8 protein-coding genes are annotated in these 12,668 nt (G+C 71.6%); 2 read left to right on the forward strand and 6 right to left on the reverse strand.

Annotated elements, in window-relative coordinates; genetic code table 11:
• Positions 1-6: 6 nt before the first annotated feature.
• The 5 genes from GF068_RS24705 to GF068_RS44350 form a co-directional block, all read right to left on the reverse strand.
• A complete protein-coding gene (locus GF068_RS24705; protein WP_153821924.1) occupies positions 7-645 on the reverse strand; it encodes a hypothetical protein in 639 nt (212 codons plus the stop codon).
• 45 nt (positions 646-690) lie between these two features.
• Positions 691-4,611 (reverse strand): serine/threonine-protein kinase, encoded by a 3,921-nt coding sequence (locus tag GF068_RS46420; RefSeq protein ID WP_153821925.1) that lies wholly within the window; start codon positions 4,609-4,611, stop codon positions 691-693.
• 293 nt (positions 4,612-4,904) lie between these two features.
• Complete coding sequence (locus GF068_RS24715; protein ID WP_153821926.1) at positions 4,905-5,456, reverse strand: hypothetical protein; 552 nt, start codon at positions 5,454-5,456, stop codon at positions 4,905-4,907.
• Entirely contained in the window at positions 5,453-6,397 is a 945-nt protein-coding gene (locus tag GF068_RS43695; protein ID WP_170319653.1) for a hypothetical protein, read from the reverse strand. Before GF068_RS43695 ends, GF068_RS24715 begins: the two co-directional genes overlap by 4 nt.
• A gap of 1,070 nt (positions 6,398-7,467) precedes the next feature.
• Entirely contained in the window at positions 7,468-8,607 is a 1,140-nt protein-coding gene (locus tag GF068_RS44350; RefSeq protein ID WP_206079538.1) for a histidine phosphatase family protein, read from the reverse strand.
• A 227-nt stretch (positions 8,608-8,834) separates the two neighbouring features.
• Here GF068_RS44350 and GF068_RS24730 point away from each other — a divergent pair, with 227 nt between their 5' ends.
• A complete protein-coding gene (locus tag GF068_RS24730) occupies positions 8,835-10,397 on the forward strand; it encodes a PGRS family protein (protein ID WP_153821928.1) in 1,563 nt (520 codons plus the stop codon).
• A gap of 93 nt (positions 10,398-10,490) precedes the next feature.
• A complete protein-coding gene (locus tag GF068_RS24735; protein WP_153821929.1) occupies positions 10,491-11,363 on the forward strand; it encodes a hypothetical protein in 873 nt (290 codons plus the stop codon).
• On the opposite strand, the gene GF068_RS24740 is transcribed toward GF068_RS24735, so the two are convergent.
• Positions 11,364-12,659: an acetyl-CoA C-acyltransferase gene (locus GF068_RS24740; RefSeq protein ID WP_170319654.1), complete on the reverse strand. Its 1,296-nt coding sequence runs from the start codon at positions 12,657-12,659 to the stop codon at positions 11,364-11,366. It abuts the gene before it with no gap.
• Positions 12,660-12,668: the final 9 nt, after the last annotated feature.

Genomic DNA, 12,668 nt, shown 5'->3' on the forward strand with positions numbered 1-12,668 from the left:
CACGGCTCACTGTGCGGCGGGGCTTGCGCCTGCCCGGCGAACCTCGAAGCGCACCTCGCCGGCGGGAGTGTTCGCCAGCACGGGCAGGATATCGTTCGAGAAATCCATCGGACGGACCGGGGTGACTTGCGCGAAGACCTCCGCTGCCTCGATCAGGCCACACCAGGTGCCGTGCACCTCCGGCTCGACCCCGCCGTCGTCGATCACCACCACGCCCCAGGGGCACTCGGCGTCGGCCGGCGATTCGTACACCGCCGAGCGACTCCCGGCCCCCGCTCGCTCGGCCAGGGTCGTGTGCACGGCCCCGTCCGGCGCGGTGAGGGTGATGTCCGTCTCCTCTCCCCGCCGCGTCACGTCGAGCCGAAAGCCGTCGTTTTCGAGCGGCGCGGAGCCTGACGCGAGCGAACCGGCGAACCAGCGCGAATGGGTCGCGAAGGTCGTCTCGCCCCCGCAAACGTAGGCGTACACGTTGCCCCACTCCGACACGGCCAGGCCCACGACCGCGTCCGCGGTCTCCAGCCGGCCGGTGAACATGGAAACCTGCGCCGCGCCGGGCGGATCGCGATCCTCCTCCCCGCTGCAGGCGACGAGGCACAGGGCCAGCGGGACGAGGAGCTTCCGATGTCTACCTGAAGCAAAGATCACGGCCGAAAGTTAGCACTACCCCGCCGGCTCGCCAAGCAGGTGTTCTTATGCGCCGAGCTCACGCCCGAGCTCCATCGTCCGCTGATTTTCGGGCACGCGCTCGAGGAAGCTCTCGCGCATCGTGGCGTCCATCATTCGATTCGCCCGCAAAAGCAGCCGCGTCCGCGCCTGGAAAATCGCGTGTCTCCCGCTCGCCGCGCTCCCCGACGCGAGCAGCGCCTCGGCATACACGAGCCGCAGCAGCGCCTCGCCCTCCTCCATGCCCCCGAGCGACGCCAGGAGCCCCATCGCCGCGCCCGCGATCCCGAGCCCCGACGGCCAGTTGTCCTGCGCGAGCAGCGCCCGCGCCCACGCCGCGAGCGCGAACGCCCGCAGCGGCCCGATCGCCGCGAGCGCCTCCGCCGCGCTCTCGGCCTCGATCTCCGCCGCCTCCGCGTCCCCGCGCGCGAGCAGCAGCGCCGACAGATAAATACGCGCCCGCCCCTCCTGCCGCCGGTTCGATTGGTGCGCGAAATCGGCGATCGCCTCGCGCACGTACCGCTCGCCCTCCTCGATCGCCCCGCGCGCCGCGAGCGCCGGCCCGAGGTTCTGCTTCGCCAGCGCCGCCACGTTGGAGAGCCCGAGCCGCCGCGCGTCGCCGAGGATCTCCACGAGCTCCCGCTCCGCCTCCGCGAACAGCCCGAGCTGGATCCGCGCGTGCGCCGCGTTCACCCGCGCCACACACGCGTCCCGCCGGTTGCCCGTCCCGAGGAACGCCGGAATGCTGCGCGCCGTCTGCAACAGCGCGCCCGCCGGGTCCCCCTCGCAGAGCGCGCGTGACGCGTGCAGCGCATACAGCCGCGCCTCCACGCCCTCGTCCTGCGCCGACATCGGCCCGACCTCCCGGAGCTCGGCGACGAGCACCTCCGCCGCCGCGTGCTCCCCCGCGTGCAGCAGCGACGCCGCCACGTGCGCCACCGCGCTCACCGCCATCGCCGAACCCCGCATCGCCTCCGCGCCCGGCGCGCCCACCTCCTCCGCGAGCGCGGAGAGCGCCTCCCTCTGCCCGAGCCGGACCAGCATCGACGCCGCCGTCGCCGCCGCCGCATACCAGGCCCCGCTGCCCCGCGAGAGCGCCTTCATCGCGCTCGCCGCCCGCGCCGCGGCCTCGGACGCCTCCCCGAGCCAGCGATACGCCTCCGCCTGCAGATACGAAAGCTCCCCGCGCGCCTCCCCCGACGCGCCCCGCGCCGCCTTCTCGGCCCGCTCGATCGCCGCCCGGAAATCGTTGCCCTCGAGCGCCTGCTCCGCCGCCCGCCGGTACCACGCCGCGGCCCTCGCCGGCACCCTTCCTCGCTCGTAATGTTCCGCCAGGACAACCGCGTCCCGCTCCCCCGCCTCCTCCAGCCACGCCCCCGCGAGCTCGTGCCCGAGCGCCCGATCCGACAGCGTCAGCGCCGCATACGCCGCCTCCCGCACGAGCGCGTGCCGGAACGTGTACTCCTCCTGCGCGGGAAAGCGGCTCTCGGCCCGCTTCACCACGAGCTCCCGCGCGCAGAGATCCGCGAGCAATCCCCCCAGGCTCGCCTCGCCCGGCCCCTCGCCGAGCAGCGCCGCGGCCCCGCCGCGCCAGAACACCTGCCCGAACACGCTCCCTGCGCGCAAGAGCCGCCGCGCCTCCGGGGCGAGCGCGTGCAGCCGCGCCTCCACCATCGCCAGCACCGTCTCCGGCAGCTCCGCGGCCCGCCCGCTCTCCGCCGCGCGGATCAGCTCCTCCAGGTAAAACGCATTGCCCCCGGCCCGCTCCACGAGCCGGCGCGCCATTTCGTCCGAAATGCGCTCCCCGAGCACCTCCCGCACGAGCGACGTCGCCGCCTTCTTCGAGAGCTCCTTCAACCGGATCTCCTGCACCGGCCGCCCCTCCCAGAGCCGCGGGAACACCTCCGGCAAATCGGGCCGCGCGAGCGCCAGCACGAAGATCGGCCGCTCCGGCAGCGCGCGCAACAGCTCGTCCACGAGCTTCACCGTCGGCCGATCCCCCCAGTGCAAATCCTCGAGGATCAACATCGCCGGCCGCTCCTCCGTCTCGGCGCGCAGCAGATCCTCCCACGCCGCCCGGATCTGATCCCCCATCAGCAAGGGATCCCGCCGCGCCGCGCGTAATTCGATGCTCTCCTCGTCCGCCGCCGGCACACCCGCGAGCGGCCCGAGGAACATCACCGCCCGCTCGAGCGCCCGGCCCACGAGGTGCCGCCCGAGCCGCGCCCGCAGCCTCTGCCGCTGCACGTCGAGCGGCATCCCCCCTGACAAACCCGCCTGCCCACGCAACATCTGCCCCACGAGCGCGAACGGCGAATTCTGGCTCATCGGATCCCCCTGCCCGACCCAGACGCCAATCGCATCCTGCCGCTCCCTGAGCTTGCGCAAGAGCTCATGCCGAAGCCGGCTCTTGCCCATCCCCGGCGGCCCGAGGATCACGGCCGCCCGCGACAGCGGCTCGTCGAAGCACTCGTCCACGAGCGCCATCAAAATCGCGAGCTCGCTCTCCCGACCGACACAATGCGTGGGCCTGCCGAGCAGCGTCCGCGCCGCCTCCGTCAACTCGCGCTCGCCGCGCAGGTAAAGCCCCTCCTCATCGCCGTCGACGTCGAACCGCACATCGAGCAGCCCCGCCATCACATCGTCCAGGCGAATCGGCGGCGCCCTCCCCGCCATTCCCTTCTTCCCGAGCAGCCGCACCCCCCGCTCGATCACCGCGCCCATCGGCAACCCCTCGGACGAGACCTCCGCCCCCGCCACGAGCGCCATCGGCGCCTCCGGCAACACCTCCCGCAACGCCAGCGCCGACCGCGCCGCCCGCGCCGCCTGATCCGTCGCCGCCCCCGTCGACAGCAGGCTCACGACCAGCGTGCCATCCGACAGCGCATCGAGCCGCCCGCCATACCGCTCCACGACCCCCGCCAGCGACCTCCCCCGCCCCGTATCCACATCCGCCGCCGTCTCCGCCCCCGCAAGCGCGACCGTCGGCCCATAAACCCCGCTCTCCCCCACCCTCGGCGCCCGCTCGCCCCGCGGCAATCTCGTGAGCACGAGCGAAACCACACGCCGCTCCTTGCCCGTGAGCCCACTCGGCCGCGCACTCGTCTCGGCCACCTCGGTATCCCCCACGATCCCGAGCCCCGCGAGCGCCGCCGCCACCGCCGCCCCATCCGCAGGCCGCTCCTTCGACGCCTTCGCCAGCATCCGCGCCACGAGCGCGTCGAGCGCCTCCGGCACCCCACTCCGCACCGACGAGACCCGCGGCGCCTCCTCCAGCACCACCTTGAGCAGCGCCGCATGCATCTCCTCCGCCACGAACGGCGGCCGCCCCGTCAAGCAATGAAACAGCACACACCCGAGCGCAAACACATCCGCCCGCGCATCGATCCGCCTCGACCCCCGCGCCTGCTCCGGCGCCATGTACGCCGGTGTCCCGATGACGAACCCGGTATGCGTCAGCGCCTCGCCCCCCTCGACCCGCGCAATCCCAAAATCGAGCAGCCTGACCTCGGCCGGACTCTGCCCCACGAGAAAAATGTTCGCCGGCTTGAGATCCCGATGCACGATCCCAGCCCCATGCGCGACCCCAAGCGCCTCGGCCACACGCCGCGCGACCCCCACACTCTCCGCAACGTCGAGCCCAGCACGCTTGAGCCGCTCCGCGAGCGTCTCACCCTCCAGCCACTCGAGCGCGAGCCAAGGCTCCCCCTCCACGCCGAGCCCATGCGCCACATGCCGCACGATCCCCGGATGATCGAGCCCCTCGAGCAGCTCCGCCTCCCGCACGAACCGCGTCGCCGTATCCTCATGCGCGTGCGCCCAGAGCACCTTGACCGCGACGAGCCCCCCCGTCCTGCGATCCCTCGCACGAAACACCTTCCCCATGCCCCCCGAGCCCGCCACCTTGTCGAGCTCGAACCGATCCGCGACAACATCTCCGGGCTTCATCCTGGGAGCCCGATGGGTAGCGGAAGGCGCGAGAGAAGGCCAGGATTTCGGCGGTGAGGGCGGGCGGCTGGCAGCGTGTGCGCCGGGGCGCCGCCCCGGACCCCGCGGGGGCTGTCCGCCCCTCGACCCGGACCAGGCACGGCCTGGACCGAGGGGGGAGGAACTGCGCGATGCGCAGTTCCTCCCACGGGCCCGTGGGAAGAACACGGGCGTGTGGTTGGAGCTGGCGATGGGGCCGGCGACGCGTACACCTGCCCGAGATCGAGTTTGTCGTCCATACTCTGCCCGGCATCCTACGCGATCGGTTTGTCGGGGTCAATGATCACCGCTCCCGTCCTCTGGAGCGACGACTCGCTCGGCGCAGCCGCTTCCCACTCTGCGATGATTTCCTCCAGCGCGGATTCGATGGGACCGCGCTCGTAGAGTTCGTCGAACGTCGTATCGTACACGAACAACCTGCCATGTTTATGGGCGTAGTAACACACGTTTGATGCGTCCATGAAGAACGAAAGCTCTGGGTCCAGCGCCATGGCGTGCTTGACTTCCACTCGCTCTAGCAATTCATGGAGATTATAGAGCCCAAAAAGCTTCTTGAACGACGGCATGGCTACTTTCAGGGAACTGTCCACGAGGAATCCTCCACGACAGGAGCCGTAAATCTGCTGGTGCACGCGAAACTCCGACGCCGGCGCTCTCGTCCAATCGGTCGAGTAGAACAGCTCCGAGACGGACGCCGTGCCTGCTCCCCATATCTTTGCGCGCATGCCCTGCATGTAGGTCTCGTCTGGCTGTCCGTAGCGGCGCATGAGCACTCGCTCTAGAATTCCGAGGTCGTTGCTACTCATGGTTTTCTGAAATCTCCTCCATGCGCTTCCAGGTGTCCCTTCGTCCCTCCTCGCACCGGGCGCACGACAGAAGGGTCGGCCGCAAGGTCGGGCCGGTTGGCGACGGTAGGATCATGATGCCAGTTGACATCGTCCGGAAACCTGCCGGTGGCACGGATCTCTGCCAGCTCCTCGTCGGTCCATACACCACTCCCTCGGCCGCCAGCTCGAATATTCTCGAGCTCTTGGGCCTTCTTGAGACGTACACCCTTATCGCGCGCCGTCTCAATCGCCCGCCTCTCCGGCGTGCCCTTGGGTGGAAGCCGCGCTTTCCCCGCCGTCGCGCCATTCGGACTCGACACCGGCCTCGTCGTCGTCTTGACAGTCGTCCCGTTCTGTGCCGGCGGCGTCGCCGCCTTCGGCGTGCTCGCAGCCGGCGCGCTCGACAGCCTCGGCCGCCGCAAGAACCCGCCCGGCCCGCCCGCCGCGCTCGGCAGGAACACCGGCATGCTGCGGAGCCTCTGCTGAGCCGCCCGCAGCGCCCTCGCCCCGGCGGTCTCGAGGCTTGCCGCTCCCCCGGAGGCGACCATCAACAAGGCGTCCGCCAGGGCGTTCACCATCGCGAACTTCAGCTCGATGTCCGCCCAGCCTCTGCCATAACCCTTGAGAAAGGCTTCCCACGCGATCTTGGCGAGCCGCTCGTCGTCGTACGTCGGCAGCTCGGGGATTGCATTCAACTGTCTGGCCAGCTCGGCCTGCATTTCCTCGGCACGCTGGGGGGCCCTCCGGAGCAACAGGGTCCAGGCTCCCTCCCCGCCCAAGAGGCGGTCATGGGTCTTCTTCATTTCTGCCGCCCCGCCGAGCGTCACACCCCATTCGCGCCCGATCCGCTCCCCGGTACGCCTCGCCTCCTCCTCGGCCTCCTTTCGCGCGACGATGGCCCTCCTCTGCTCCTCGTTCATTTTCCCAGCCGGAGGCGGCGGACACGGCACGCGCATCCCAGGCGCGGGCGCGGGCGTCGTTTGCCCGAGGTAACGCCCATCCGGTGGCCGATTCCTCGGCCTGTCGCAGGGCCTCAGCCCCGACGTCCGCGTCACGGTCCGGACGGTCGAGCGCGCCTCGGCGCTCGGCTTCTCCGCTTCCTCGTCAGCCGCCTCCTCCTCCGGCGGCGGTGGTGGTGGCGGCGGCGGCGGCGGCTTGTCGCAGGGCAGATCCTGATGAGCGATCCCCAGCAGCCTCAGACTCTCGGGCGGCGCGTACGGGTCGTAAACAAAAACGGCCTTGACCGGGCCACTCTCGAGCAGCTCCTCGACCGGCTGGCGCGCCGTTCGAGGCGTCCCGTCTCCGAGCTCGTACCAGGCGCGCGCATCCGGCGCGACGCCGGGATGGCGCCGGCAAACACGAAACACGCGCTTGCCATCCGGCGTCGCCTGCGCCCACGCCTGCGTGTTCGCCGACGTCGCGCCGCACCCGAGGAGCCACGCCGACACGCCCAAAGCCGAGAGCACCGGCAGCCCGCGCCGAAAGAACCACAACGCGACGCCCACGAACATCAGGGCGGCGCGGGTGATCCAGATGCGACGGGGCGCGCGGCGCAAGGTCATGGCGAGGGTTTCCCTTTCAGGCCAACCGGCAGCCTGGGTCACACGATACGCCCTTCCGCGCGCGCCGACCTGCGCATCACGCCCGTCTGACGCGCAGACAACGTCGCAAGCGCCGGAGAGCCCACCTGCGATGGCGCGGAAGCGTCCGCAAACGTCTGCAGGACAGCGCCGCGATGGTGCAGGGGCCGCCGCAAGCGCTTGCGACACGCGCCGCGCCAGCGCAGGACCCTTCGCAAGCACTTGCGGACGCCCGCCGCGACGGCGCAGAGCAGGTTTCCGTCGACTGCACGCGCCCCCCGCACCCTCACGCGGCGCGCCGCAACCGCTTGCGGACGTCACCGCGCCATCGCGGCAGACCTCGCAAGCGCTTGCGGACGCATCCGCGTCCTCCCCACGGCCCAGAGCCGCGGAAAAAGCGCGGCGAGCGCCTACAACCCCGCCCACCCCGACGGCAGCACCCGCGTGACGTAGATCGCCCCGCCATTCCCGTCAGGCTTGTAGACCGCCGCCTCGCCCCACGCGAGCGTGTCGAGCAGCTCGCAGTTGAACCCCGAATGCCCCACGATCGCCACATTCGCGCCCGCGGGCGGCTCCGACGCGGCCAGCATCATCGTATTCGCGCAGCGGCCCTCCTCGTCGTAGACGTAATAGCTGATCTCGGTGCGCTCCTCGATCGCCGGCCCGAGGTCCATGAGCTCGGCCGTCTTCACGCACCGGCAATACTCGCTCGACAGCACGCGCCCGAACGGAAAACCGCGGCCCTTCACGGCGAGGCCAATGTCCTCCGCCTGCGTCACGCCCTGCGCATTGAGCTGCCGCGCAGTCGCCGTCGCGCAATTCGACTCACAGCTCTTCCACCAGCCCGGCGACGACGTACGCGCCGCCGTCCCGAGCGCCAGGTTGTCCTGGCAGACGTCCGCAGCCGCGTGCCGCCACACGACATTGTACCCGCCGCCGACGAGCGCCTGCCCGATCGTCACGGAGAGCTCGGCCCCCGCCGCCCCGCCGCCGCAACTCCCGGCCTCGTCGCAGCCGTACACGGCGTAATGGTACGTGCGCGGCGTCGTCGCCGTCGTCGGCGCCAGATGGCGGAGCGGCTCCGTCGAAGCGGACGCCGCGCCCTCGTAAACCACCGTCGCCGCCGGATCGTCCGGGCCGGCAGGCGCCCCATTCAACACGCGGACGACCCTCGACGCAGGCTTGCTCGATTTCACCCACGAGAGCTCGACATACCCCCCGGCGACGAGCGCCTTCATCTCACTCGGATCAAACGCAGCCCCGCCACCACCCCCACCCGCGCCTCCGCCCCCGCCCTCACCGCCGCTCCCGCCCTCGCCGCCCATGCCCCCGAGCCCGCCGCTCCCGCCCTCGCCACCCATGCCCCCGAGCCCGCCCGTGCCGCCCGTGCCGCCCGTGCCGCCCGTGCCCGTCGAGGTCGAGGTCGACGACGACGCCCCCACGCTCGGGCCGCCCGACGTGGTGAACCCTGCTTCCCCCTCGTCCGTGCACCCTGTCCCGACGCAGACCAGACCGAGGAGCACCGACGTCGCGCTGACGAGCTTTTTCATTGATTCCTTTTCCTAGAACACCCCCGGCGGCGGGTCAACATCGTCCCGAACGGCGCTTCCAGGGCTGGCGCAACTTGCCGCGATTTCCGCAACGACGCGGAAGGCCTCATCATCCAAATTGTCGGCGCTCGTGATGTGATGCCCGGCGGCCCCCGACGGCCCCGGACGCGTGCTCACCACGAGCGCCGTCCTCTTCATTCCAAGGCCCAATCCGGGAACGAACGATCATGCCGACGAACCTCGGCGGGGCCGCGCGCCTCGCCCTCCTGCCCATCGCCCTGCTCGCCGCGAGCTGCAACCAGGCCGCCGAGCCCGAATGCACCGATGGCCCCATTTGCGAGACGAAGGCTACCGGCGATCGCTACGTCGTGCCGCGCTGCGTACCCGCCTGGAACGCCGGGCCCGTGCCCGCCGACTGCGGCGTCTTCGTCTCCACGAGCCTCGGCGACGACGACGCGCCCGGCACACAGGACAAACCCGTCCGCAGCCTCGCCCGCGCCGCCGAGCTCGCCGGCATCGAGCGGCCCATCTATGCCTGCGCCGAGGACTTTCACGACCGCCTCGTCCTGCCCGCCGGCGCGAGCCTCTTCGGCGGCCTCGATTGCACGGACGGATATCGCTGGACGGACGACCTCGCGAAGACACGCCTCCACGGCGCGCCCGACGAGATCCCGCTCGTACTCGCGCCCGGCCCCGAGGTGAGCCGCATCGAGGACCTCGCCATCTTCGCCGCCGACGCGACGAGGCCCGGCGGCTCGTCCATCGCGCTCGTCGCCGACCACACGCGCGCCGAGCTCCGGCGCTGCGACGTCCGCGCCGGCAAGGGCAAGGACGGCGAAAATGGCGCGAGCCTCCCGTACGACCCCGCGCTCGACGGCCTCGACGGCGTGCCAGGCGAGGCCGCCTGCGTCGCCGATTTCAACCTCGGCACCCCGGGCGGCCCGCGCGTCTCGCGCACGTGCGAGGGCGGGCCCGGCACGACCGGCGGGCAAGGCGGCGACGGCGGCGCGATCACCCCGGACTCGTTGCAATCGACCCCCGGGAAATCCGGCGAGGTCGGCGCGCCCGCAGCCCCGATGTTTGGCCTCGGCGGCGCGGGCGACGCGGGCAACGGCTGGAGCTGCGTGATGGGCAAGGGCACGGCGGGAAACAACGGATCACGCGGCACGCCCGGCGCGGGCGCCGCGGGGTTCGGCTGGCTCGACGCGAATGGATACGCCGGTATCGCCGGCGGCGTCGGCGGCTTTGGTTTGCCGGGACAAGGCGGCGGCGGCGCCGGGGGCGCGCGGGGCGGGGCCTCCATTTGCGCAAACGCGACGCCCGGGGCGGGCGCGAGCGGCGGCAGCGGCGGCACCGGCGGCTGCGGCGGGCGCGGCGGCACCGGCGGCGGGCCCGGCGGCGCGAGCATCGGGATCGCCAGCATCGAATCGAGGCTCGTGCTCTGGGACGGCCGCGTCGTCGCCGGTCGCGGCGGCCGGGGCGGCGACGGCGCGGACGGCCAGCCCGGCGGGAGCGGCGGCAATGGCGGCATGGGCGGCGCAGGCAAGGGCCCGAGCGCGCCCGACGCCTGCCAGGGCGGCGCGGGTGGAATGGGCGGCAAGGGTGGCCCCGGCGGCGGCGGCCTCGGCGGGCCTTCCCTCGTGATCGCGCACGTCGGCGCCGAGCCCGAGCTACGCGGCAAGGTCTCGCTCGCCACGGGCAAACCCGGCGACGGCGGCAAGGGCGGCGACGCCGACCTCCTCGGCAACCGCGGCGCGCCCGGCATGGGCGCGGCCATCCGCGGCTTTTAGTCCCCCATCCCGGACGCGCTCGCGCCCGAAAAAGTGACACCGGCCGGTGGCCTCGCTGTACGATGGGTCTTCCCCCCGAACGCGAGGTCCATCGTGCTCCGACGCCTCCTCTTCTCCTTCGCTGCAATCGGCCTCTCCCTGACCACGATCGCTTGCGGCGGCGGGAGCACGCAAAACGCCGGGGCGCAGACGGCCGCGGACGCGCCGAAGAAGCCCGCGGCGGATCCGAAGCTCGGCCGCAGCAAGGAGACCCCCGTCCCCCGCTGCGGCCCGGTCGACAGCTACGCGTTCGTCTCGGAGTACACGTGCAAGGACGGCTCCCAGCCGCTCGGCCGCGATCCCCACATGGGACAGCAGGCGCGCACGGGCAATGTCGGCGCGAACCACACCGGTCACATCATCGATCGATACGTCGTCGCGTGCCCCGAGGGCGAGGTCGAGATCTACGTCGACATGTATGGCTGCGACGCGGCGGAGAAGCGGCTCGAGCAGATGCGGGACGCGGACAACCCCTTCGGCCCGCCGGGCAAAGCCTTGCCGCGCCCGCGCCTCCTGGCGATCGCCAGCGTGTTCAAGAAAATGGCCGAGGCGCCGCTCTCGACGGCGAGCCGCGAGCATATCGGCCACGCGGTCGGGTGGGTCTCGGCGAGCCCCGACATCCAGGTGCGCCTCTGCCCGTTCTTCCGCGATTTCATCGACGGCCCGAACCCGAAGAGCCGCTCCGGGGCGGGCACGATCCTGCTCGCCTACGCCATCCTCGGCGCCGCGGCGTACCAGATCGAGAGCCCCCTGCTCGATCCAATGGACGCCCAGGTCGCGGGCCTGCAGACGGCCGTCGACGTGTACCGGAAGCTGCGAGACGAGGGCGGCTTCAGCCCCGTGCCCGTGATGGAGAAGCTCGACAAGGTCGAGTCCGACGGCAAGCTCGCGGATTGGCTCGCCAAGAATGGTGATTGCGGGCCCTGATCAATCGATCCGCTCGAGCAGCGCCGCCGCCCCGAGCCCACCCGCCGCGCAGATCCCGAGCAGCGCCGTCCGCTTGTCGGAACGGACGAGCTCGTTCGCCATCGTCGTCACCATCCGCGCGCCCGTCGCGCCAAACGGATGCCCGAGCGCGATCGAGCCGCCGTGCACGTTGAGCCGCGCTGGATCCACCTCGCCCACGGCCGCCGATTTCCCGAGCCGCTCCCGCGCGAACGCCGCGCTGCCGAGCATCTTCAGCACGCAGAGCACCTGCGCCGCGAACGCCTCGTGTAGATCCACGAGGTCGATCTCCCCGAGCGATCTCCCCGCCCGATCGAGCACCTTCGGAATGGCGAGCGCCGGCCCCATGAGCAATTGATCCGCCGGATCGACGCCCACGTAGGCCCACGAGGAGATCGTCGCCCTCGGCCGGTACCCGAGCGCCCGCGCCTTCTCCTCGCTCATGAGCAACACCGCCGCGGCGCCGTCCGTCAAGGGGCTCGCATTGCCCGCCGTCACCGTGCCGTCCTTCGCGAACACCGGGCGGAGCTTCCCGAGCTTCTCTTCATTCGTGTCGGCCCGCACGAGCCCATCGGCGTGCACCCATTTGCCTGCGCTCGCCTCGACAGGCGTGATCTCCTCGTCGAACCGCCCCGACGCCATCGCCGCCGCCGCGCGGTGGTGCGAGCGCGCCGCGAAGACGTCCTGCGCCGCGCGGGAAATCTCGTTCCGGCGCGCCATCTTCTCGGCCGCCTCGCCCATCACCTCGCCCGTCGTCCGCTCCGCGATCTTCGGCCTCGTCGGCAGGATGTCCGTGAAAGGCGCGAGTTTGCCCATGGCGCCGAGGATCGCCTTCGGATCGGCCTTGCCCAGCGCCACGGGCGCGAGCGCGTGCACCACCTTCTGCGGCAGCTTGATCTCCGCGTTGCTCGTCGAGTCGCTCCCGCCCGCGATCACCACGTCCGCCTCGCCGCGCTCGATCGCCGCCGCCGCGAGCGTCACCGCCTGCAACCCCGACGCGCACGCCCGCGTCACCGTCATCGCCTCGCACGCGGGATCGAGCCTCAGATCCAGCGCGATCTCACGCCCCACGTTCGGCGCCGTGCCCGGCAGGATGACCCCGCCCCACACGATCGACTCGACGTCACCCCGCCCGAGGTTCGCCCGTTGGAGGAGGCCCCGCGCCGCGGCCACGCCGAGCGCGATCGTGTCGAGCTTCGTGAAATCCGTGAATGCCTTGACGAACGGCGTCCGCACGCCGTCGACGATCACCGCCCGCCGCCCCGTTTTTCCGCTCATCCCCATTCT

It is taken from the genome of Polyangium spumosum, assembly GCF_009649845.1.
Taxonomy (GTDB): domain Bacteria; phylum Myxococcota_A; class Polyangia; order Polyangiales; family Polyangiaceae; genus Polyangium; species Polyangium spumosum.

Bases quoted from the DNA above. Each gene is read 5' to 3' on its own strand.
- GF068_RS43695 (WP_170319653.1), bottom strand. From the start codon at position 6,397: ATGAACGAGGAGCAGAGGAGGGCCATCGTCGCGCGAAAGGAGGCCGAG.
- GF068_RS46420 (WP_153821925.1), bottom strand. From the start codon at position 4,611: ATGAAGCCCGGAGATGTTGTCGCGGATCGGTTCGAGCTCGACAAGGTG.
- GF068_RS24740 (WP_170319654.1), bottom strand. From the start codon at position 12,659: ATGAGCGGAAAAACGGGGCGGCGGGCGGTGATCGTCGACGGCGTGCGG.
- GF068_RS24730 (WP_153821928.1), top strand. From the start codon at position 8,835: ATGCCGACGAACCTCGGCGGGGCCGCGCGCCTCGCCCTCCTGCCCATC.
- GF068_RS44350 (WP_206079538.1), bottom strand. From the start codon at position 8,607: ATGAAAAAGCTCGTCAGCGCGACGTCGGTGCTCCTCGGTCTGGTCTGC.
- GF068_RS24715 (WP_153821926.1), bottom strand. From the start codon at position 5,456: ATGAGTAGCAACGACCTCGGAATTCTAGAGCGAGTGCTCATGCGCCGC.